We start from the raw sequence: 20,896 nt of genomic DNA on the forward strand, positions 1-20,896 counted from the left end.
TTTGAGTGGTCAGGCTAGGGGCATGGGCTGGTCAATCAGGATGCCTATTCACAAAATAGCATGACGAATGGTTTTGGTTGGACAGACAAAACGTCAAGGTGAGCGGCATAATTTGGACATTGTCAAATAAAAATCACGGGATCTCACGCGCAAGGGACTGATTATTTATTCAACAATGACGATCTTGGTCCTATTTGTGTCCCAAAAGGAAGGCCGGCCGCAGAGTCAGTCCACAGCCGGCCTTCTTAGAGATGCGTAAAAGGAATGAGGGTTACTTTTTCATCGGTTCTTTTTTCATCGGTTCCTCTTTCATGGATTTCTTTTTCATTTTGCCCATTTTCTTTTTACCCTGGGCTTCTATGTCACCAGGCATCTCCTTCCCTTTGGCGTCAGATGACATCTCTTCGCCTTTCCCCTTCATGTCTCCCATGGCGTCATCAGCCGTTTTCATGCCCTCTTCTTTCATCGTCTCGGTCTTCCCTGTCATTTCGTCTCCCATCCCGGCCGCAAACGATACGGAACCGATCCCAAACAGAAACACGACACCTGCGCACATCAGAAATACGCGTTTCATAGGAGCACCTCCTTAAACAGACACACAGGTTGAATGATGAAGATGTGAAACCGTGGGAAGAATGTTTGGCATGTTCAAATCCTTTCACCTCTGATGCCAAGGTTGGTTGCCTCAAGGATGACGGGCCCATCACCAGGCCGTCATCCGGCTATTTCACAAGAAAGTCGACAATATCATTCCAGCTTTTCAATGTGCCGATGATCGTCGGCTCTCCGAGTTGAACATTGAAGATATCCTCACGAACCATCCGCAATGCAATGACCAGGTCATTGAAATCCACCAGATTGTTGGTTTCAAATATGGTGAGGAAATCCACATCCGAGATCCCGGTGGAATGGTACAATTTCCGCTTCACCGTTTTTAAATAAGCAACCGTGGGAATGGTGTGTTCTTTCATCAGCGCCACACGATCCTCTTTGGACAAGTTCCACCATTCAGCATTTTTCCGAATGGGGATCATAATCGCATAGGTAGATGGATCACCCTCGTACTTCGCCCCTTTCAATTGTTGAAGCAAATCAGGAAAATCCGGAGCATAATTCAGCCCCTTGGTCACCCCACTGATCGTGTACTCCAAATCCAAATGCCGGCCAAGACCGGTACTCCGAAGTTGGGTCAGTAATTGCTGGTTGGCTTTGAGTTCAGCAGAATGCAGCCGAAGCAAAAAATGGGATTCTGTCGTCAATCCATAGGTCCAATAGCCATCCACGGTCACCTGACTTTTGAATGCCTCCAACAGAGCTTTGGCCTCCTCCCCGCCTTTCTGCCTTTCCTCCATCGGCAAATCCTTCCAATCTTTATCCACCTCATAAAGGGCAAAGGTCCCGAACACAGGAGCATCGGCGGCCCAGCTTAAACCAGACAAACCAAATTGCACGACCGCGAAGAACAACCAGGATAGTAATACAGGCATATGTTCACTCCTTCTTACCTGAGTCTTATTTTTAAACATGCGAATGGCAAACGTTCGGGTTACGGATGACCGGATGGATCTCCCTGGAATCCCCTTAGGAATTGTTGAACGGGAATTACCACACATGCGGGTCGACTTTAGAGCGGGCACGTGGGAACAAATAATCTTTTAAGAAAGGTTGAGATGCGGAAAAAGGCCACAGCAGGAAAAGGTAAGGAATACCACAAAAACAAGGCTGGTACGGTCGTGTCTGCGGAGGGTCTGCTCCTTGGCGGTAAAGCGGCCATTGGCCTATCAATAACGCGACTTTCAGAACAGTCGGAACTCTCACGATTATTCCCCTTGTGACTGAACGACTACGGCCCACACGCAGAGAACATTTTTGGGGAAACCCTCATCAAACGCAGGAACATGGATGATTGTCTACAATCTCTTCCAGGCGTTACACGAAAAAAACGGCCTGCCGAGAGAAACACACTCGGCAGGCCTCAACACGTCTATATAACTCTGATATTACTCTAGCCGAAACACGGGCCGGTCATACTTGTGCCCTTATTTCCCCAAATTGTCTATTTTTGAATTAATATCATTACTCCTTTGATTAACTTCCCCCTTTGCCCCTTCTCTGAGTTGATCCACGATTCCCCCGGCTTCTTGTTGGGTGGAACGTTGGGCCTCAATTGCCCGCTCCTTTTGCGTTTCTGTGATATTCTCGGCCGCCTCTTCCATATTTCTCATCTCTCTCTCCTGAGTTTCATTGGCTGCCTGGGCTCTCTCTTCAGCTTGATTCTGTTTATCATCCGCCGTCCCCGCCATGGACAATCCTGATACACCAACTACACACAGTACAGAAAATACTCCTGATAATATCCAGGTCATAAAAACCTCCCTGAAAAGAATGTTAAAGAGTAGAAGAGCAAAGATGTCCCCATTATTACGCATGAGATAGAAATTGTGTAACTATGGGAAACCCTGGCAGTCAGCTACTCTCCTTTCGGATCCCAATGTTTTGGTAAGAATGATACCTTGACTCTTTTATACAAAAGAGTCAATCCGCATCATTTTGGAAAACGTTCACCGCCAACTCCCGCGTCCACCAAAGTTGCGTCGGCCATACCCAAAGGCATACGGAGAGTAGGGCCAATACCATCCCCAATTCCGGCCCCAGTAAGGATACGGCCCCCAATAGGGACCATACCCATACGTGTTTCGTGGAATCATCGGCCACACTTTCAAGGCCTGAATGGCAAGAACAGGATAGACTTTTTCTTCTTCATCCACTCGCACGGAGGCCTGCCCGGTGACTTCTCCTATAATGGTTACGCGAGTGCCCTCAGGAAGCGTGGCCGGATCAAGAAAAGGCTGCTGAGTGGCAATGAAACGGCCTTGAGACTTGGTCCGATCCCATTTGGGAACCGAATCGCTGTCTAATGGGATCTGAAGCACCATCACTTCGGTCCGGTCTACGAGACGTTTCGCGGACAGCACGACTCCACCCACCTTGAGAATCTGTCCGATATGTGCAGAGGGGTCTTGATTGACGTTGGCAAACGACGCGCCAACCATCACCTTCGCTTCCTGATTTGTGGAAAAGGGGGAGGAGGAAAATGTCGCGCACCCACTCAGGCCAACCAACAAAACCGCCAAATGAATACACCGCATCCCAATTTTCATAGATCCCTCCTTCACCCCCCTTATCTATTATACGCCCTCTCCCGTGCCTTTGAAGAGGAAAGAAGGGGAAGGATCTCTTGTTTGCCGGATTGAAAAACTATTCATTGAGAGGCCAACAAGCAGTCAACAGACACATGTGTTCCAACCACGAATCGCAATAAACTCATAACCAAGTGGTTCTTTGACTTGTGATTTCCATGATTCCAGGTTACATTTCACCTATCACTATCAATTAATGACCTCTACCTACACACAAGGAGCAGACGATGGCTGCAAAAAAAGCGGTTAAGAGCACGGCGAAAAAAGCATCCAAGAAGGCCTCCCAAGTTAAGTCAGCGGCAAAGAAAAAATCAGCGACCGTGGCCAAGCAAGCCAAGGCCGCAACCAAACGGACAAAAAGCACAGTCTCCAAAGCCAAGAAAACGGCCACAAAGCGATCCGCCAACGTTTCCTCGCGTGCAAAGAAAACCGCGGCCCAATTAAAAAAGGCGGGCGCGAAGAAAGTGGCCTCGACCAGAAAATCCGTCAACAAGAATACTCGAAAGGCTAAAACCACAGCTCGCTCCGCAGCGGAGAGAGCCGGAAAGACGGTAGGGAAAAGCGTGGGAAAAGCCATAAAAACAGTTGAGGAATTGGTCCAACAAGCCCAGGAATATGGCAAATCACTCCTTGGTTAACAAACCGTTGACCCACAACCACTGAATGGAGGAATCAATGACCAACGTTGTGTTTTTACCATTCAGTCAGCGGGGCAACCGTGTGGAACGACAACAGTGGTCAACCGACCATTCATCCTGAGACGAAAGCGATGGATCCGGGCCCTGGTCGACGATGCCACCGCTCAGGTAGACCCTTCGTTGCACTCCGGGGCGAAAAGTAACTTGACATTCTGAGCCCACGGCGAAGAATCTGTGCACGGCGAAAAATACTTCGGCTCAGGGAGATTCCTCGATGGACTTGGCCTTGGGCTTTGCCGGATGGGTCAGGATGACAAGAGCTTCATTAAGCCGTGGGACTAAGAAAACCGGTCTGACACTAGTACCGCGAACAGCGGTCTTTAAAGGTCAGTTCCGCAATCCCGGATTTATCCAATTCCCCTTTCCCCAACTTCACCAATCGTTGATATTGTTCCAAGGTCGATTTGGCCAGAGGCAGGGTGAGTCCCACGGATTCCGCAAGCGCATAGGCAATGCCGGAATCTTTGGCGGCATGGGCTACCGAAAAATAGCATTCGTGATCACGATGTTGCATATCGGCTCCATCGGTTTCCAAGACCCGTGATGCCGCCCCGGTTTGACTGAACACTTCCCGCAACATCGTCAGATCCAGCCCAAGCGCATCTCCAAGCCCTAACCCCTCCGCCAAACCGGCGGTATTGATGTTCATCACCATATTGACCAGAGCCTTCACTTTGGCGGCTTGCCCGGCCGGGCCAATAAGACGTAACTGCGCGCTCAAGGTGGTTAAAACCGGTTTGGCTTGTTCGAAAACCTCAGGTGTTCCACCACACATAAGGTACAACGTGCCTTCACGCGCTTGGGGGATGCTGCTGGCCATACATGCCTCCAGAGAATGCCCCCCTCGTGCTTCCACGCGTTGTTCGATTTCCATGTGAATGTGAGGGGAGAGCGTCGCACAATTCACAAACAATCGACCCTCGGCATTCTTCAAGAGACTCTTCGGATGACCCTCTGAAAAGATTTCCTGCATCGCCCCGTCATCCGTCACCACCGTAAAAATCGTATTCGATAAGGCAGCCACCTCATCCGGAGTGGACACGGCCTCACAGCCTAATTCTTGGGCCAGGATTTTGGCCCTTTCGCCGTCCACATCAAAAACCGCGGTCACCGGATAGCCCACATCCCGAAGCCGGCGAGCCATATTGGCCCCCATCCGCCCTACCCCCACAAATCCGATTTTTTCAGTTGGTGTCTTCACGTCCACCTCCATCTTTTCCTAAAGATTGCAAAACGAGGTCCCAGTGCCAACAACCCAACACCAGCTCTTCCTTCCTTGCCCCAGACTATTCCCATTTTGCCCCCATGGGAAGCAGGAGGACAAAATTACTGTACCGAAGGCCCGGAACCTGCACAACCAAACATTCAAGGACACCCTCTTTCCGGGTAGACGGCAACCCTCCTCGGATATCGCCATTATTCATTCCGTCCCTTTCCTGTTTCCCTCCTGTGGTCGGTCATCGACCCTGGCGACACTCTCTGGAGGCTGTAACGAATATTCCACTTGAATGGACTGGGGGGAAGAAAATTCAATGCCTGCCAAAAAGCAAACCGACGCTGCTTTCCAAGGAGTGCTCATCATGAAAAAAGAACAGAATACATTATGGGGAAAGGGATTGCTGGTCGCATCACTCGTGCTCACGTCGGCCTCCTGCATCCCGACACATGAAAAATTGACGCACCCTGCCAACCCCATTGACGTGCAACCATTTCAGGAAATTACGGTGGAGTTCGTACACCAATGGGATCAGCTCAATCATCCGTTTTCAGGGGCTGCCGTCATCGACGTGGACCAGGATGGCACGATGGAACTTTTTGTCGGAGGAGGCGGTGGGCAGGAGGACGCCCTGTTCACCTACCGGCATGGCCGGCTCGTGAACATCATCCAAGGATCGGGGTTGTCCAGTACCATCGCCACCTATGGGGCCACCTCAATTGACATGGACCATGACGGGGATACGGACCTGCTCATCGCCAGGGACGACGGGATCTCGCTCTACCTTAACGATCACGGAATCTTTACGCAGCAGAGGATTCCACTCCATCTTGAACCCGACGCCGTCCCGCTTACGATCGCGGTCTCCGACATCAATCATGACGGGCATGGGGATCTCTACGTCAGCGTGTTCGTCAGCAAGAAGGCCTTTCACAGCGCCACTTTCAATGACCCGACCCATGCCAAACATAACATCATGCTGCTCAACAACGGGGACCTCACATTTACGGATATCACGGAAGCTTCCGGCACGGCCTCCAAGCAAAATACGTTTCTGTCGGTCTTCGTCGATTTGGATGGAGACGGCTGGCAGGATCTGGTGGTCGCACAGAACACGGGAGAAGTCGAAATCTTCAAAAACGAGCGGAACACCACCTTCACGCCTATCGCGACCAACTCCGGCTACGGATTCTGGATGGGTCTGGCCGTGGGGGATGTGGATAAGGATGGCGATCAGGACTTGTTTTTTACCAATGTCGGCACCTCCATTTCGCACTACTTTCTCAAGGGGGACATCAAGGACGTTCAGCGGCTGGAATCCCAATGGCTCCTGTTACGGAACGACGGAAACCTTGTCTTTACCGATGTCACGGAAGCCTATGGGTTACGGGATTATGGGTTCGCCTGGGGAACCGTCTTCGAAGACATCAATCTGGACGGACACCTCGATATTTTGACGGCCCAGAACTACATCAAATGGCCTGTGCACAAAGTTTGGAAACTGCCGGGGAAATCGTTCCTCCAGGTTCCGTCATCCCCTACCAACAGCTTCGTCCATGTGGACGATCTGGGACTCACCAACCCGTTTTTCGGACAAGCGCCGGTGATCGCAGATTTGAATGGCGACACGAAACCCGACGTCATCTGGCTCAACATGAACGGCCCGGTGCGGGCCTTTCTGAACCGGTCCACGGCGAACGGCATCGGCATAGCCCTCCCCGATAGCGTGCAATCCCTAGGGACTCAGGTCACTGTAGAAACCACGAGCGGCAGGTCCTACACGAAACAAATCGTCACGAGCGTCGGATTGCTATCGGATCAATCCCCGACGCTGTTCTTCGGCCTGGGGGAAGAGCGGGAAGTCGCGAAAGTTCACATACAGGATCCCGATGGGACCGTCTCGATCATTGAGCACCCATCCATCAACCAATCACTCATCGTCCAGGAGAGAGTAGGAAACCAGAATACTCTACAGGTGGAAAGAAAGGGCCAATAGGTAAGGTTGGTGGCGCATGAAACATGAAACCATTCATACAATTTCCGGATCATCCATAAAGTTCTTTACCCTAGCGTTCATTACACTGAACAGACGAATCCCGATGTGGTCAATTGAACGTCTGAGGATGACAAGAAGACCGGGTGAGGACACCCTCAACAGAATTGTCATGCTGAACTGCGCGAAGCATCTAGCTAAGCCATAGCTCGATCAACCTGGCCACAGATCCTTCGTTCCTCTCAGGATGACAAGGAAAGGACCGGAGCCTTCTAGAGCTAGCTTTGAGAACAACATGAAAGAAAGGCTCGAACCATAAATTCCGTATGATTCAAATTGCCCCTCCTTTGTAAGGAGGGACCAGGGGAGGTAGAGGCTTTTGGCGAATCTACCCGAAATCTGTAAAGCCAAAACAACCAATAATTAAAGGAGGCAAATCATGAGACACTCACCATCATTCAAGCAAACCACAATCACCACGATGGCAGCCATGGCGCTTGCATTAGCAGCCCCCGCCTTCGCTAGCGAATTACCATCGGCCGTCATGGGAAAAGCGTCAGAAGGACTGGTCACCCTGGCGACAACCGGCAACCCCGATCCACTGCAGGCCGAACTGGGTGGCACCGTGATGTCGTCGGAGGAATTACAAAAGAAGGTCGGCAACCTGCTGAACCTGGAAAAGGAAGAGCACCTGGCCCCCAAAGCCCTCGTCACGCCGACGGGAGAAACCTATGCGATGGTAGCCCCCACCATCACCAAGGATAATTTTATCCTGGTGGATAGCGAAGGGCAGGCCAGACGAATGGATGTCGGTGATTCAGAAGGACATCACATGCCGTTCGTGGTCCAGGAGATTGTGGAAGATGGTGGTACCCCCTGGTACGTCGAATTCTGGCATTGGATTACCGGGTAATCCCGCAACTGACCGAAGACAAACCAGCCGCCAGGGACTTTCTTCCTGGCGGCTGATTTTATTGTTCGCCTCCAAAAGTACATGACCAGTTGTGGAGCCTTTTCCAAAATGAAAATATCGTATTACAGGACTTGTCCCGGAATCTGACCCCGAATCGTGATTTGAACGAAACCCATTCTCCTAATTGCTGTCGGGTGTTTTCATTGGGAGAACAGTTTCTTTAGTTTTAGGGTACTTCTTCAATTCTTCCCTCGTGGCCCCCTCAACGAGATCCGTGGGCGAAGATAAACGCAAGTAACTGCCCATGCCAAAGCGGGTGTTCTTGTCAAAGGTGAGACCGGCCATCACCGAATCACCTTTTATTCTGCCTAAGGTCGTTCGGGCCTCATCGTGCGAGCTTGCATGAACCTCAAAGATGTTGGTTTTAGCCCGCTCAGGAGTCATGAGATGTTCAAAAATCTGCCGTCGTGGATTGCCGACCGCCACGGGCCACACAACCGGAATTAACACATGGAGTTTGTCCCATTCCTGCGGACCTAACTCTTTTTTCCATTGGCTCATGGCGCTCAACCCCGCTTGTATCTGCAATTCCACGGCGGCTTTCATGGCATCCGCAACATAAGGGATGATGTTATGAGCAAATGCACGATTAGACTGTTCATCACCGGAACCATTTTCGATACATTCCTGTAAATAACCATTCACCATATCCAACATCTTCATGGCTCTCATCGAGGGAGTTTGACCAATTCCACTTTTTCCTAAATGTTCTTGGATGTTTTCAACATGCTTTTTATATTCAATCAGAGGTACGTCCCATCCCTCGGGTCGATTGGCCACATTGTCAAAGTAGGGAGAGATCAAGATAAAGACTCCCATGGGGAGGTGCGCAAGGATTTTTTCCATCTCATACCTGACGGAAGTCGGCGTGATCGTTTCGACAGGACGGTCTCTTCTGTACAGGTAATAGGTACTGCCGACCCCCTCTTTTCCCGGTTCATAGTCACTCGCAATGATTAATGGGTAAATATTGTGGCCAACGTTCCAGATGAAATTTTGATAATTGTTTTTCCTAAACCAATCCATGTTGCGCATGGCTTCATATGTGTGTTGTTTGACATGACCGGCATCCATTCCAGGACCACCGGGTTCGCCTTCTTCTCCATCGACAGTGGGCCTCTCACCTTTATAATCGACATACTCCACTTTCTTTCCACCCGAGTACGAAACACTATCCATCAGAAACTTTTTATACTCCTCGTCTTTTTCGAGTCCCAGAATGGCTTTGAAATATTCCTGATCGCCCTCAGGGTAAACCTCTTCCGATTGAGAGTAAGCCGGGATAGGTAATAATAGGGTTTGAATAAACAAGCCGGCCCCCAAAATTAAAGCAAAGAAAAGACCCTTGTGCCTCATGAAATGACGGTGTTGGGGAAATGAACATGATGCATGATTGAGGATGAGTGGTCGGCGTTTCTTGTGAAATTTTTGCAACATAGTGAGTTCCTTAACCAAAAAGAATAAATAGAAATTTCAACGCGATTTTCTCGGCTATTGTTGGGAAAACACCTCCAGCTAGTCAATTGACCATTGCCGGATCTTACCTTTTTAAACTGGTTTAAATCGGAAGGTTCAGACGCATGGGGTGGTGGCCATCAAGGCGGTGGCTCATAAACTCCCACTGGCTTGCTATTACGTGCTGCGCGATCAGGTCCCGCTCGAACTCAATAAGACGTTTACTGTACAGACGGCGTGCCGATTGGGCAGGACGGCTGAGCTCGAATTGGGGCCATAAAGCAAAAAATAACTCCAGGGTAGCTTAAACAAATTCCAGGAGAACAGAGACCACCCAACATTCAAATTTTATGTGCGTACTTGTTGAACATTTAGCTTTTCCGTATGTTAGACATAACATTAATAAGCAGCTCGGAAAAGTCCAAGACGATCTTACTCAGCTGCATTCATTAGGAAGGGGACACGCCATGAAATCCATGATTGTGAATGCCTATGGCGAAGACGCCGTATTTGAGGCGACGGAAGTTGAAAAACCTGAAGTAAAAGCCGGTCATGTTCTCGTAAAGATCGCGGCATCAAGCGTAAACGCCGTTGATACCATGATTCGAAAAATGGGTAAAGAGTTACCGTTATCGCCTGATACGCCGGCCATTTTAGGAACCGACTTTGCCGGCGAGATTGAGGAAGTCGGCAACGGTGTTAAAGAATATTCAATCGGCGATGAAGTATATGGTTGTGCAGGTGGGTTAGCAGGTTTACCCGGCACATTGACTGAATACATAGTGGCGGATCGCAACTTAATCGCCCATAAGCCAAAGAATTTGTCGATGCGAGAAGCCGCGGCATTGCCATTGGTTGCCATTACTGCCTACGAAGGTTTGACTCGAGCAGGTATCAAGCAGGGCCAAAAAGTTCTGGTGCATGGTGGTTCTGGTGGCGTTGGCCATGTGGCTTTGCAGCTGGCAAACCATTTTGGTGCCAAAGTGTATTCGACGGGTGGCGGTGCAAAACAATTGGCATTGATCGAACAACTGGGGGCAACTGCCATCAACTATAAAACTGAAACGGTTGAGCAGTACGTTGCCAAACATACCAATGGGTCAGGATTTGATTTGGTGTTCGATTCTGTTGGCGGTGCAAATATGGCGAACTCATTTGAGGCAGCTGCACTCAATGGTCAAATTGCCTCTACCGTTGCCTTATGTGAGCTGGACTTAACTGTGGCCCACTTTAAGGGATTGTCGTTGCATGTCGTATTTATGTTAATTCCCATGCTGCATAATTTTAAACGAGAAGCACATGGGGAGATTTTGCGTAACTTAACTCAGATTGTTGAGTCTGGCAGCCTCAAACCTGTGCTTGATGAAAAGCGTTATTCCCTTGAAGAAGTTGGACAAGCCCATGCTCGCTTAGAGAGTGGACAAGCTATGGGTAAAGTGGTTGTTGAAAATTGAGAATTGTAAGGCATCATCAACAACGGCCGAAACCATTCGGAGGCTTTGCGAGATGACACTGGAGGCGAACTTCGACACAACCGGATTCCAGTCTATCAATCGAGGATACAACTCCGTGTTCCGCGCAAACCGGTTGAGCCTTGGTCTGGTCGTGCCAATTGAGAACTACACCAAGGGTCCTGTACCGGAAATGCACCGCCACATTGAACGTGTTCAGCTCGCCGAAGCACTCGGGTTCTCCGCAGTCTGGTTACGAGATGTGCCCTACAATGTTCCGTCATTTGGCGACGCGGGACAGACCTACGATCCGTTCGTGTATCTTGGGCTGCTGGCCGGACTAACAGACCGGATCGCTCTTGGGGTGGCGAGTATCATTCTGCCTTTACGACATCCGGCTCACGTTGCCAAAGCCGCAGCAACTGCCGACGTCCTTTCGGGCGGACGATTGATCCTTGGAGTGGCTTCCGGCGACCGTCCGGATGAATACCCGGCGCTCAACATCCCGTTCGCGGATCGAGGGGCACGTTTCCGAGAGTGCTTTGACTACATCAGACGCATGAGCGACGAGCAACCAGATTTTGATAACGCTTTTGGCAGCCCGAACGGCGACATAGATATGCTTCCCAAACCGGCGTCGGGAAAGTTGCCGTTGTTAGTTACAGGGGGAAGTCAACAAAACCCCGAATGGATCGCGCAGAACGGGGATGGCTGGATGATCTATCCGCGTCATACCTTTCTACAGGCGCAAATCATTCGCGACTGGCAGTCGCGGGTTGAGGCAGCAGGAAGGTCTCCGCAGCCCGTCATGCAACCTTTTTATGTCGATCTGGCTGAAGACCCGGAAACCCCGCCGCAGCCAATCCATTTAGGCTTCCGATTGGGTACGCACCACCTTCGGGACTATCTGAAATTGCGGGAAGAGATCGGCGTCAACCATATTGCACTGAACCTGCGTTATAACCAAACAGATATCGAGACAACACTGAAACGTCTAGCTGATGACATATTGCCGGACTTCTCCGGGTGAGGAAGGCTTTCCCATGCAAAAAATCATTCTCATTACCGGTTCCACAGACGGGATCGGGTTAGCAACGGCCAGGTTGTTGACCTCTATGGGTCACCATGTTTTGCTGCACGGGCGCAATCCGGCAAAACTGGAAGAAGTGAAAAAAACCCTTTCTGTGCTGCCAGGTGATGGGCGCCTTGAAAGCTATGTGGCTGATCTGTCTCGCATGGCCGATGTCGAGGCATTCGCAAAGGTCGTAGCGGAAAAACACACGAGGCTTGATGCATTGATCAACAATGCTGGCGTCTATCAGTCGCCCCAAACGGTCACGAAGGACGGGCTCGATGTGCGGTTCGCGGTCAATACGATTGCGCCTTATCTGCTGACGCAACGGCTTTTGCCGCTGTTTGATTCCTCCGGAAGAGTAGTCAATGTATCCTCAGCGGCTCAGTCTCCAGTCAATCCGAGAGCGCTGGCCGGACAGGTCAGGCTGTCCGACGACGCGGCTTATGCGCAAAGTAAACTGGCGTTGACAATGTGGTCTCGCACGATGGGGCTTTCGCTCAAGGATAAGGGACCAACGATCATCGCAGTTAATCCCGGGTCGATGCTCGGCAGCAAAATGGTGAAAGAGACTTTCGGAGTGGATGGTGGTGATATCGGTATAGGCGCTGAAATACTGAGGCGTGCGGCTTTGACAGATGAATTCGCGAAGGCCTCCGGCCAGTATTTCGACAACGATACGGGGCAGTTTGCCTCGCCCCATCCCGATGCCTTCAACCACCAAAAGTGCGAAGAGATTGTGCGGGTAATCAAGAGGGTGGTGACTAAAATAAAAAGATCCTAGAACATCTTTTCTCCATTTAATCCATCTTGCAAGCTGAGCGCGGAGGCTCCGTGATTTCGTCGGAAGATTTACCGAAGCAGGTCCGCAACCTTTTGAATTTGGAAAAGCAGGAACATCTGGCCCCCAAGGCACTGATCACCCAGACAAGGAAAGCCTACGCAATGGTGGCTCCCACTATTACCAAAGTGGTCGATAGCCATTGTCAGGCCAGGCCGATGAACGTGGAAGATTCAGAAGGGCATCACATGCCATTTGTGGTCCAAACGATCATGGAAGACGGCGGCACCCCCTGGTACGTCGAATTCTGGCATTGGATTACGGGGTAATCTATCTCTCTGCAGATTACAGAGCCAGCCTCCAGGGAGTGGATCCCTGGCTTCGGCTTTTAATATACTCTTCAAAAACTACATGACCAGTTGAGCCTATTTTTTTAAAATGAAAATGTGGTATTGCAAGACCTGACCACGAATCCGTTTAAGTCATGGACGTCTGTAAAATCTCAGTCCTTCCCTCCTATCACTGATGGCTCTCGCGTATGCAGTCGCGAAGTCAGGAGCAACCTTCATTTATAATTTTAGACTTTCTAGCAAAGTGGCCTGCCGATGGGGAACTCCTTCCTTAAGTCCAATGCCTGTTTGGACCTTGGATGACTGAGTAATTTGTATTTGACAGCAAGGAAAAGTAGTCATATTCTTTGACCGAAGACAAGGCTTTAAACAATTCTAGCCATTTTCTTCTAATGGAGGAGAGGGTTGATGCGTGAGCGGGCAAAGGATCTTGTCAAAAATCTCTTGCCAGCAATTACAAGTGATCTGGACATGGCTCTTGAGACTGCTAAGGAGGCTCCAACTCCCTACAATTTACGCACAGCCGTTCGAGCGGCATTTGCCTATATGGATGGACTCATTTTCATCACAAAGACTCTTGTGTTAGTTGGAGCGGCTCAATCGGATCATGCTTTCTCTAACGCAGAGTTAGCTCTCCTTAGAGAAGAAACCTATTCATTAAATTCCAAAGGGGAATCTTATGCACAAACCAAGTTTCTGCGCTTGGAAGACAACTTCAGATTTACGCTTTCGATGATACTTAAATCTGCAAATAAACCATTTAATTTAGATTTAAATGATGGGAATTGGGAAAAGTTTAAGAGAAGCCTCCAACTTCGACATAGACTGACACACCCTCGTCAACCCATTGATCTTCAGGTTGTCTCAAGCGAGTTTGAAGATTTAAAGACAACTTTAGATTGGGTTAGTGGGCACCTCATGCGCGGTCTTGCAGAGGCAACCTTGGTACTGTTCAACAAAAAAGAAGACCTTGAGGCTAGGCTCAAAAAGTTGCGTCAAGAGCTGGGAGCTCATCAGTCTAATTCCAAAATTGAATCGTAGAAAAAAAGCCTGAGTCATTCAATCTATGGTCCCATTTTTTTAAATGGGGCTAATTGAAATATAGGGCATCCTTTTTTCTAAGGTTCGCTCCTGGGCAGCTCCCATCTCAAACTTCCTTAAACTTAGGAGTCTTCCCTTCTACTGAACGCTCCCCACTTTGCCAACAATGAACGTGCACTCCCACAGGTCACCCGCGGTGATGTCCATGAACTTGAGAACTCTTTTTTGCCTGTTGTTCCTATTGGTACTTCCGACCACATCAATGGGGCAGGAGGTTGACTGGAAGGAAACGGTTGGCGAGGCCGTGGACACCTTGCAGCAGTATCTTCGCTTTGACACGACCAATCCGCCGGGCGATGTCACCGAGGCTGCCGACTTCCTTCAGAAGGCTCTTGAGAAAGAGGGGCTCACGGTTACGCGATACGAAGCCGCACCGGGAAAGATCAATATTGCCGCCCGGATCAAAGGCACGGGCAAGGCCAAACCTATTCTGCTGCTTCACCATATGGATGTGGTGCCCGCAGACGCGAGTCGCTGGAATGGCATGGATCCCTTTGGCGGCCAACTCAAAGATGGCCACATCTGGGGCCGTGGCGCGATCGACATGAAAGGCACAGGAGTCCTTCAACTTTATGCCTTTCTGACGCTGGCACGGCAGAAGATTGCTCTCGACCGCGATATCATTTTCATGGCGGTGAACGACGAAGAGATCGGTGGGACGATGGGGACCCGCTACATGATCGACCACCACTACGACGAATTCGATCCGGAATATGTCCTCGACGAAGGGGGATTTGGCAGTCGCGAGATTTTTGTCAAAGGGAAACTCGTCTTTGGTGTCTCCGTGGCAGAGAAAAGGGCCTTGTGGCTCCGTGTGACGGCCCATGGCATCGCCGGACACGGCTCACAACCACATGATCACAATCCAAATGACAAGTTGATGCGTGCGCTTACCCGGCTTTTCAGTAAGCCGTTTCCCACCGTCCCCAATGCAGTCCTTGACGCACTCGAGACCCGCATCGGCCCGCTTACACCAAACCAGTTCACGAGCGCCATCAGGCAGACGACGGTCTCACTCACATCGTTGCGTTCGGGTGTGGGCGACCCTCCCAAGGCGAATGTCATCCCCTCCCTGGCCGTCGCGACTCTCGACGCCCGTTTGCTGCCAGGCATGGATGCCGAAGCCTTTCTGGCGGAGGTGCAGTCCAGGCTCGGCGAGGAGGTCGACGTCGAGGTTATTCACCCGGCAAGTCAGTCCGTCGTCACGGCTCATGACACCGGGATGTTTCGAGCGCTGTCCAACACCATCATACGGCACCATCCCGACGCGACCGTTGTTCCGATGATTATTCCGTACGGAACCGATTCGAGGATGTTTCGTCTGCGCGGGGCCAAGTGCTATGGCATCCTCCCCTTGGTGCTCACCACTGCACTCGCGACGTCCATCCATGGTGACGCTGAGCGAATCCCTGTCGACCAATTCGAAACGGGAATCCGAATTTATTACGAGACCCTGCTTGAAGTCGCAGCCCGCTAGGCATTGGCTTCGCTAATCGCGAGGGTTTCCTACCATAGATCCACCCGCTCGCTATCAGCTGTTCTGTCCTGTATCAGGTTCTATCTCCTTCACCCCCTTCCCTTCAACTTCTTCCTCCTCTAATCCGATACTTTCCATTACAGGCTTCTTTATTCGGTTTCAGAGCAGGTGAGGCTGAAAATGTGGGCCCATGGGTCATCCAATTTCAGGTTAGGCCCTCCCCAAACGAATTGAACAAGGAGAGATTATGGCATCGTGTGCTTTAGCACCAGAAGATAGAAAGGCTTATGGAAAGGAAGTGGGTGAAATCCTGGTCAGGAATCATGGGAAGAAAAAGTTTTACTCGCCGCAAGAGGTCAAAACCGCATCATCACAGAGTCGATTCGGAATGGACTGGCATTGTTGGGCCATGTGTCTCTATACCTCACCAAGTGACTTCGAGACCTACCACCGCTCGGTCGGCCAAACATGCGAATATGGTTCCATGAAAGCCGAGATGACTTTCGCGATGACAGATGGGGCATCCGAGTCCTGGTTTAATCTTGATGTCTCCTGGCTGGACTGGCCGGATATCGAACTCTCATCCGTCTTCGATTTCCTGGACTAACCCGATTCCACCTATCCGATCGGTGTCTCAAACCTGTCCTGCGCCACCGAACGCCTACGCAAAATCATTACAGGCAAAAGTTGACCATCGCCGGCCCCGGCCTATGCATCATCGGGCCGGAGATTCGACTCCTCTATACGCCCCACCAACAACACCAGCTGTACGTGTCAAATTTCAATCTTCCAGTTAGAGGGTTCATTCCATGAGACCAGTTCGCACAAATAGGACGGGAGAACGTGTCAGTGGGTCCGTCCTCCCGTTTGGCGGAGTTAGGCTAAGGTCCAATCGACTTCTTCTTCATGGCTTCTATTATTGCTGGCCAGAGTCCAGTCGGTCTCATCATCCCCGGCCTTGTTCTTAGTTAAAGTCCAATCGGCCTCTTCTTCAGAGGTTCCATCCTTGTTCGCCAGTGTCCAGTCGGTCTCATCGTCGATTGAGGCGACACTCACGCTCCCACTCTTCAATCCATATGGCCCAACAATTGGCATTGCCAATAGGCCCAGAACCGCTGCACCGACTGCGAAACCATACAGTTTTGATTTTGTGACAGTGAATTTCATTTTGTCCTCCTTTAGGTTTTAGGTTTATTGAACAAGTGATCGCCCGTGATCTTGTTTCTTGATTCCTTCGGTTTCCTTCCCATGCCTCATCCTGATTTTCCAGGAAAGGAGCGATAATGAAGCCGAAACCAGACATCAAGTATGTATTCAACCGTTTTAGTTTTTTCCCGGTTCCCATCAAATCATGCACAATGCGTCAGAGTGGGATCGTGCGGGGGTCCCGGAGCTGACGATTCCATCCACGGCTCCAGGGCTTGACGGACTTTAGTGCGCGCCCGATGCAAGAGGACCCGCTGGTTGGACTCGGACAGGCTTAACATCCGGCAAACGTCCTCCGATTCTACCCCTTCTACGTCCCGCAGCTGGATCACTTGACGCTGCATGGCCGGAAGCGTCTGAATGACGGTGTAAATCCGCCTGACCATTTCCTTGTTCAACAGTTGTCGTTCCGGGGATACCTCTCCCTGTGACGAAATGATGCCGGAATAAGCTCCAGGCCATCCCTCTCCCCCAAGCATGGCCGTCGGGTCTTCAAGCTGATCCGTTTCCCCCTTTTCCGATCCGGAGGCTTTTCCGGGAAATTCCACATACCGGCTTTCCCGCACTCCTTGCGTTTTGGCCCGATTAACCAGAATGCGAAAGATCCACGTTTTTAACGACGAGCGCCCCTCAAAGCGATGAATGCCTTTCAGCAACGCCATCCAGGTGTCTTGTACGACCTCTTCGGCCACGGCCTCCGAATTCACGAAGGTCATGGCGACTCGACGTAATGGTGAATGATAGCGTTCGACCAATTCCTTAAACGCTGTCTCGTCGCCGCGACGCACGCGTTTCACCAAGGCCGCTTCTGCGGGGTTGTCCTTTGCTTGACATTCGTGACGGTCATGGCCCTCGAATACCCGAAGCGCCGGGGTTGCGGGTTTCCTGAGCCGACCTGGCGCTTGTGCACTGAAAAGACCATCCATCGATTCTGCTGTGATTGTACTCATGGAATGCTCCTCCACCGAAACCATTTAGGTAAATAAGATCGGTTGAATAAATGACGGACAATTTTTGATTTGACAGCCTTTGATGATGAGCCGCCGAATCATACGGACTCCATCCTCTCCCACAAAATTCACCGCTGAAAAATCAAGCACCACATGGTTGCCTTGAGCCAGCAATCCCTGACATTCGGATTCGACCACGTTGATCCATTCCGACACGATTCGTCCTTCGATTTCCACAGTCGTCGTTCCGTTCTGTGTGGCTTTGACCGTGAGTCGAACCATCGGTCAGAGTCTCCTGTTGTTGGATGTGAACTGTTTCATATAAAGGGTATTGAGCAATCATCGGGCCAAAAGAAAACCGGCCACTCAGACAGGATCCAAGTAGCCGGTTTCAATACGGTTTTGTAATGGTTGAGTGATGAGTGCGTGGGCGGTATTCCCAATAATTTTTCCCAATATTTCGTGACGGTCACAACATATTGGGAATCTCTCCTATTTTTTTCTTGTGATTCCCAGCTTCTTCATTCGGGCTTCCAAGGTGGTGGGTTTCAACCCCAGCAGCTCCGCGGCCCCGTCCTTTCCACTGACCCGCCAACCTGTCTGTTCCAGGATATCCATGATATGCCGCCGTTCACGCTCCTCCAAGGTCATGACAGCTGAGACCGCCTCGCCTCCCCGCGACCCGGGAGACAATTCGATGGGTTCCAGGGAAGATCCTTCCGTGAGAATGACGGCCCGTTCAATGACATGTTCCAACTCACGGATATTGCCGGGCCAGGCATAGTGCCGCAGCGCCGTCATCATTGATTCCGGAATCCGGTCAATTTTTTTTCCTAAATTCATGGCGCACTTGCGCACAAAATATTGGGCCAGGAGCGGAATGTCCCCTTCCCGTTCCCGAAGGGAGGGGAGATGAATCGGAAACACGTTCAGCCGATAGTACAAATCGGATCGATACTGCCCGGTGCGGGACAGGTGCTCGAGATCCCGGTTAGTGGCAGCAATGACCCGGACATTAACCTTAAAGGTTTGCGTCCCTCCTACCCGTTCAAACTCCCCCTCTTGGAGGACCCGTAGCAGCTTCGACTGCAAATCCAGAGGCAGCTCGCCGATTTCGTCCAGAAAAATCGTCCCTTTGTCGGCCAATTCAAACCGTCCGATTTTTTTGGTCAACGCGCCGGTAAATGCCCCCTTCTCATGGCCGAAGAGTTCGCTTTCGATCAAGCCGGCAGGAATGGCGGCACAATTCACTTTGACCAGCGGCTTGGATTTGCGAGGACTCAGGTTATGAATTGCTCTGGCGATCAACTCCTTCCCGGTTCCGGTTTCCCCCGTCACCAGGACAGTCGAATCGGTGGGAGCCACCCGTTCGACGTTGCGCAAGACTTTCTTGAGTGTCGATGAGGATCCAATTACCTCTTCAAAATTGTGCACACTTTGGATTTCCTCCCGCAGATAGGTATTCTGCGCTTCCAGCCGGGCCTTTTCCTGTTCCATGAGGACTTTGTCGGTAATATCCAGGAACATGGTCCGGGTATAGGTCCCGCTAGGATCGGGCCTGGACCACCATTGAATCCACAGGGGCTTACCGGTGTCCTTGCGACGCAATTCCAATACCACGCCGCTGGTATCCGTCCCGCGGCCAATCGAGTCAAATGCCTCCTTCAGCCGCTTTTGCGCTTCGGGAGTATCGGGGATAAACGATTTCCCGTACGTCCCTTCCACCTGGTCGTGCGTGATACCCAGAGTCTGCATCGCCGCACGATTCGCCCGGATAAACCTGGAATCCAGCCCTTCGTTCACATAGGCAATCGGAGCCTCATCGAACAGGTCCCGCAATTGTTCTTCACTTTCCGCAAGCCTGGCATGGATTTTCTGGCGTTCCAATTCCGCTCCAGCCCTGGCGCCGAAAATTCGAAAGAGCGGAAGCAGCCTGGCATCCATAGGCATGGGGCACACATCCAGCGCGGCCAAATGCCCCAGCACTTCACCGGCCTGGTTGAGCAACGGAATGGCCAAATAACTTTCGGCCCCCAGATCGACCAGTCCTTTTTCATGGGGAAACAGTTGTTGAACCCGTTCCGGAAAATGACAGACTTCCCCGGCAAGCACTTGTTGGCAGGGGCTATGTTCCAGATCATATTCAAAGTTTTCAATGAAGGCCTCACCGTTCCAAAAGGCCAGGGTTCTCACACGGCTCGCATCGGCCATGAGTTGCCCCACAAAGGCGTATCGGACACCCAATGCCTTTGCCAGGTTGCAAGCCAGAGCCTGGAAAAATTCTCCTCCGGAAGTCGAAGCGGTGCCTTCATCGACAAGCCGCAGGATATAATCACTTTTCCTGAGGGCGTGGTCCAACGCCACCCGTTCAATTTCCGCCAACGCCCGAGCGGCGAAAATACGCATAATGAAAGCCGTATAGTCCCCATTGGGCATCGGCTTATCATCGAGCACCGCCAAGTGCCCGGCCACCTTTCCTGAGGAATTGATGAGGGGGAGGCCGCAATAACTGACGGCTCCCCAGTCTTTAATGACTTGGACACCGGGGTAACAATCGGCCAAGCCGTCGGCATGATGGACCACCTGATGATTCAATGCCACGTCACAGGGACCACCAACCGGCACCTGGAAACGAGGGACCAATCCTTTCGGTGACCATCCGGCTTTTGAATAAAAACATCCGTCGGCTCGATTGAATTCCGACAGGTAGGCATATTTCACTCCCAGCGCTTTGGCCAACTCCTCGACCAACGTGTCAAAAAATTTCTCGCCCGTCTGCGCCTCCACCCCTTTGACTACTCGCTGGAGTACTTCGTCCTGGAACACAGGAACGGGACCGAAGGATGACAGTTGAGGGGAACCTGTCGAAGAGACGGGCTCTTCTTCGGAGTGAAATGGAGACGTTGTGCGTACCTCAGCCATTGCCCTCTCCTCTGAAATTGCCCTGCGTGAGAAAAACCCGGCCGCCTTGGT

20 protein-coding genes are annotated in these 20,896 nt (G+C 51.0%); 10 read left to right on the forward strand and 10 right to left on the reverse strand.

All coding sequences use genetic code 11. The features are described 5' to 3' along the window. Positions 1–271: 271 nt before the first annotated feature. The 4 genes from PP769_RS18900 to PP769_RS18915 form a co-directional block, all read right to left on the reverse strand. Positions 272–574, reverse strand: coding sequence for a hypothetical protein (locus tag PP769_RS18900; protein ID WP_312643229.1), 303 nt, complete (start codon positions 572–574; stop codon positions 272–274). A gap of 148 nt (positions 575–722) precedes the next feature. Continuing rightward, on the reverse strand, positions 723–1,487 hold the full coding sequence (locus tag PP769_RS18905; RefSeq protein WP_312643231.1) for a chlorite dismutase family protein: 765 nt from the start codon (positions 1,485–1,487) through the stop codon (positions 723–725). 552 nt (positions 1,488–2,039) lie between these two features. Then, positions 2,040–2,366 (reverse strand): hypothetical protein, encoded by a 327-nt coding sequence (locus PP769_RS18910; RefSeq protein WP_312643233.1) that lies wholly within the window; start codon positions 2,364–2,366, stop codon positions 2,040–2,042. Positions 2,367–2,561: 195 nt separating this feature from the next. Then, a complete protein-coding gene (locus tag PP769_RS18915; RefSeq protein WP_312643235.1) occupies positions 2,562–3,161 on the reverse strand; it encodes a Slp family lipoprotein in 600 nt (199 codons plus the stop codon). Positions 3,162–3,427: 266 nt separating this feature from the next. On the opposite strand from PP769_RS18915, the gene PP769_RS18920 reads away from it, so the two are divergent. Next, a complete protein-coding gene (locus tag PP769_RS18920; RefSeq protein WP_312643237.1) occupies positions 3,428–3,838 on the forward strand; it encodes a hypothetical protein in 411 nt (136 codons plus the stop codon). A 358-nt stretch (positions 3,839–4,196) separates the two neighbouring features. Here PP769_RS18920 and PP769_RS18925 read toward each other — a convergent pair whose 3' ends face one another. Further along, the gene (locus tag PP769_RS18925) at positions 4,197–5,099 is read right to left on the reverse strand and encodes an NAD(P)-dependent oxidoreductase (RefSeq protein ID WP_312643239.1); all 903 of its coding nucleotides are present in this window, start codon (positions 5,097–5,099) and stop codon (positions 4,197–4,199) included. A 379-nt stretch (positions 5,100–5,478) separates the two neighbouring features. Between PP769_RS18925 and PP769_RS18930 the strand changes: the two genes are divergently transcribed. Both PP769_RS18930 and PP769_RS18935 read left to right on the forward strand, forming a co-directional pair. Further along, the gene (locus PP769_RS18930) at positions 5,479–7,110 is read left to right on the forward strand and encodes a CRTAC1 family protein (protein ID WP_312643241.1); all 1,632 of its coding nucleotides are present in this window, start codon (positions 5,479–5,481) and stop codon (positions 7,108–7,110) included. A gap of 436 nt (positions 7,111–7,546) precedes the next feature. Beyond that, positions 7,547–8,020, forward strand: coding sequence for a hypothetical protein (locus PP769_RS18935; RefSeq protein ID WP_312643244.1), 474 nt, complete (start codon positions 7,547–7,549; stop codon positions 8,018–8,020). Positions 8,021–8,200: 180 nt separating this feature from the next. On the opposite strand, the gene PP769_RS18940 is transcribed toward PP769_RS18935, so the two are convergent. Next, positions 8,201–9,391, reverse strand: coding sequence for a hypothetical protein (locus PP769_RS18940; protein ID WP_312643246.1), 1,191 nt, complete (start codon positions 9,389–9,391; stop codon positions 8,201–8,203). 611 nt (positions 9,392–10,002) lie between these two features. Between PP769_RS18940 and PP769_RS18945 the strand changes: the two genes are divergently transcribed. The 7 genes from PP769_RS18945 to PP769_RS18975 all read left to right on the forward strand — a co-directional run bounded on the left by PP769_RS18945 (position 10,003) and on the right by PP769_RS18975 (position 16,374). Next, positions 10,003–10,989 (forward strand): zinc-dependent alcohol dehydrogenase family protein, encoded by a 987-nt coding sequence (locus tag PP769_RS18945; protein ID WP_312643249.1) that lies wholly within the window; start codon positions 10,003–10,005, stop codon positions 10,987–10,989. Positions 10,990–11,041: 52 nt separating this feature from the next. Further along, the gene (locus PP769_RS18950; RefSeq protein ID WP_312643251.1) at positions 11,042–12,016 is read left to right on the forward strand and encodes an LLM class oxidoreductase; all 975 of its coding nucleotides are present in this window, start codon (positions 11,042–11,044) and stop codon (positions 12,014–12,016) included. A 13-nt stretch (positions 12,017–12,029) separates the two neighbouring features. Further along, the gene (locus PP769_RS18955; RefSeq protein WP_312643254.1) at positions 12,030–12,842 is read left to right on the forward strand and encodes an SDR family NAD(P)-dependent oxidoreductase; all 813 of its coding nucleotides are present in this window, start codon (positions 12,030–12,032) and stop codon (positions 12,840–12,842) included. A 50-nt stretch (positions 12,843–12,892) separates the two neighbouring features. Next, complete coding sequence (locus PP769_RS18960; RefSeq protein ID WP_312643255.1) at positions 12,893–13,168, forward strand: hypothetical protein; 276 nt, start codon at positions 12,893–12,895, stop codon at positions 13,166–13,168. Between the two features lie 429 nt (positions 13,169–13,597). Then, entirely contained in the window at positions 13,598–14,230 is a 633-nt protein-coding gene (locus PP769_RS18965) for a hypothetical protein (RefSeq protein ID WP_312643257.1), read from the forward strand. A gap of 205 nt (positions 14,231–14,435) precedes the next feature. After that, positions 14,436–15,767, forward strand: a complete 1,332-nt coding sequence (locus PP769_RS18970; protein ID WP_312643259.1) for a M20/M25/M40 family metallo-hydrolase — start codon at positions 14,436–14,438, stop codon at positions 15,765–15,767. Between the two features lie 247 nt (positions 15,768–16,014). Next, positions 16,015–16,374, forward strand: coding sequence for a DUF6559 family protein (locus PP769_RS18975; RefSeq protein ID WP_312643261.1), 360 nt, complete (start codon positions 16,015–16,017; stop codon positions 16,372–16,374). A gap of 269 nt (positions 16,375–16,643) precedes the next feature. On the opposite strand, the gene PP769_RS18980 is transcribed toward PP769_RS18975, so the two are convergent. The 4 genes from PP769_RS18980 to PP769_RS18995 form a co-directional block, all read right to left on the reverse strand. Further along, positions 16,644–16,934 carry a hypothetical protein gene (locus PP769_RS18980; RefSeq protein WP_312643263.1) on the reverse strand — a complete coding sequence of 97 codons (291 nt, stop codon included), beginning with the start codon at positions 16,932–16,934 and terminating at the stop codon, positions 16,644–16,646. 182 nt (positions 16,935–17,116) lie between these two features. Further along, positions 17,117–17,923 (reverse strand): RNA polymerase sigma factor, encoded by an 807-nt coding sequence (locus tag PP769_RS18985; RefSeq protein WP_312643265.1) that lies wholly within the window; start codon positions 17,921–17,923, stop codon positions 17,117–17,119. Between the two features lie 24 nt (positions 17,924–17,947). Continuing rightward, complete coding sequence (locus PP769_RS18990) at positions 17,948–18,205, reverse strand: STAS domain-containing protein (protein ID WP_312643267.1); 258 nt, start codon at positions 18,203–18,205, stop codon at positions 17,948–17,950. 210 nt (positions 18,206–18,415) lie between these two features. Continuing rightward, positions 18,416–20,845, reverse strand: coding sequence for a sigma 54-interacting transcriptional regulator (locus PP769_RS18995; RefSeq protein WP_312643276.1), 2,430 nt, complete (start codon positions 20,843–20,845; stop codon positions 18,416–18,418). Positions 20,846–20,896 lie beyond the last annotated feature (51 nt).

The sequence above is a fragment of the Candidatus Nitrospira allomarina genome (assembly GCF_032050975.1).
Lineage (GTDB): Bacteria > Nitrospirota > Nitrospiria > Nitrospirales > UBA8639 > Nitrospira_E > Nitrospira_E allomarina.

Coding starts and splice junctions, on each gene's coding strand:
- PP769_RS18900 (WP_312643229.1), bottom strand. CDS start 574: ATGAAACGCGTATTTCTGATGTGCGCAGGTGTCGTGTTTCTGTTTGGG.
- PP769_RS18905 (WP_312643231.1), bottom strand. CDS start 1,487: ATGCCTGTATTACTATCCTGGTTGTTCTTCGCGGTCGTGCAATTTGGT.
- PP769_RS18910 (WP_312643233.1), bottom strand. CDS start 2,366: ATGACCTGGATATTATCAGGAGTATTTTCTGTACTGTGTGTAGTTGGT.
- PP769_RS18915 (WP_312643235.1), bottom strand. CDS start 3,161: ATGAAAATTGGGATGCGGTGTATTCATTTGGCGGTTTTGTTGGTTGGC.
- PP769_RS18920 (WP_312643237.1), top strand. CDS start 3,428: ATGGCTGCAAAAAAAGCGGTTAAGAGCACGGCGAAAAAAGCATCCAAG.
- PP769_RS18930 (WP_312643241.1), top strand. CDS start 5,479: ATGAAAAAAGAACAGAATACATTATGGGGAAAGGGATTGCTGGTCGCA.
- PP769_RS18935 (WP_312643244.1), top strand. CDS start 7,547: ATGAGACACTCACCATCATTCAAGCAAACCACAATCACCACGATGGCA.
- PP769_RS18945 (WP_312643249.1), top strand. CDS start 10,003: ATGAAATCCATGATTGTGAATGCCTATGGCGAAGACGCCGTATTTGAG.
- PP769_RS18950 (WP_312643251.1), top strand. CDS start 11,042: ATGACACTGGAGGCGAACTTCGACACAACCGGATTCCAGTCTATCAAT.
- PP769_RS18955 (WP_312643254.1), top strand. CDS start 12,030: ATGCAAAAAATCATTCTCATTACCGGTTCCACAGACGGGATCGGGTTA.
- PP769_RS18965 (WP_312643257.1), top strand. CDS start 13,598: ATGCGTGAGCGGGCAAAGGATCTTGTCAAAAATCTCTTGCCAGCAATT.
- PP769_RS18970 (WP_312643259.1), top strand. CDS start 14,436: ATGAACTTGAGAACTCTTTTTTGCCTGTTGTTCCTATTGGTACTTCCG.
- PP769_RS18975 (WP_312643261.1), top strand. CDS start 16,015: ATGGCATCGTGTGCTTTAGCACCAGAAGATAGAAAGGCTTATGGAAAG.
- PP769_RS18980 (WP_312643263.1), bottom strand. CDS start 16,934: ATGAAATTCACTGTCACAAAATCAAAACTGTATGGTTTCGCAGTCGGT.
- PP769_RS18985 (WP_312643265.1), bottom strand. CDS start 17,923: ATGAGTACAATCACAGCAGAATCGATGGATGGTCTTTTCAGTGCACAA.
- PP769_RS18990 (WP_312643267.1), bottom strand. CDS start 18,205: ATGGTTCGACTCACGGTCAAAGCCACACAGAACGGAACGACGACTGTG.
- PP769_RS18995 (WP_312643276.1), bottom strand. CDS start 20,845: ATGGCTGAGGTACGCACAACGTCTCCATTTCACTCCGAAGAAGAGCCC.